Annotated in this window: 1 protein-coding gene; it reads right to left on the minus strand. The window is 66.5% G+C overall.

Annotated features, from left to right (window positions below):
- Positions 1–977 (minus strand): HD-GYP domain-containing protein (locus FG94_RS16885; protein ID WP_036214100.1); only part of this gene is annotated, 977 nt, incomplete at both ends.

Raw genomic sequence — 977 nt, forward strand, 5'->3', positions numbered from 1 at the left:
ATCTTGTCGCCGCCGCCGAAGCCGAGCGGCTTGGACAGGTCGAGGGTCTGCGGCTTGATGTAGGTCTGGTTCTTGGTGCTGAAGAACACGTTGACCTTCGGCGTGAGCAGGCTGGTTTCGTGCGGCTCGATCACCACGCCCAGGCGGCCGGATTCGAGCAGCACCAGGGTGCCGACCGGGTAGATGCCGACACAGCGCATGAACTCCTGGACCAGCGTGGGGTTGAAGTGGAACTTGCTCCACTCGTAGATCTTGCGCAGCGCTTCGGCCGCCGACATGCCCTTGTGGTAGCAGCGGTCCGAGGTGATGGCGTCGTAGACGTCGACGATCGCCGCCATCTGCGCCAGTTCGCTGATGCTGCCTTCGCCCTGCTTGTCCGGATAGCCGCTGCCGTCGCGCCGCTCGTGGTGATGCAGCGTGATGTCGAGCGGGATCGGGCCGATCTCCGGGGTCTTGGCCAGGATGTCGTAGCCGTCGCGCGGGTGGCGCTTGATGATGTCGAATTCCTCGTCGGTCAGGCGGCCCTGCTTGTTCAGGATGCTGTCCGGCACCAGCGCCTTGCCGGTGTCGTGCAGCAGGCCGCCCAGGCCGGCCTGGTAGATCGTGTCCTCGTCCATCTTGCGCGAACGGCAGAACGCGACCAGCAGCGCGCATACGCTGACCGAATGCAGGAAGGTGTAGTCGTCCTTGTTCTTGATGCGCAAGAGACCGAGCAGCGCGCCGGAATTGCGCAGGATCGATTCGGTCACGCTCTCCACGACCGGCCCCACCTTGTCCAGCTCGACGGCCTTGCCGAGGCGGGCGTCGGCCATCACGGTGCGCACCAGGCCGGCGGCCTGCTTGCGGATGTGCGCGGCACGCTGCAGCTCTTCACCCAGGGACACGCGGGTGACGATCCGCGGCGCGGCGGCGATCGCCGTCACTTCCGCTTCGGTGGCGGCATCGGCCTGCGCCAGGGTCGGCGCGTCGTCCACGTC

This window comes from Massilia sp. LC238 (assembly GCF_000735635.1).
In the GTDB taxonomy this organism is placed as follows: domain Bacteria; phylum Pseudomonadota; class Gammaproteobacteria; order Burkholderiales; family Burkholderiaceae_D; genus Telluria; species Telluria varians.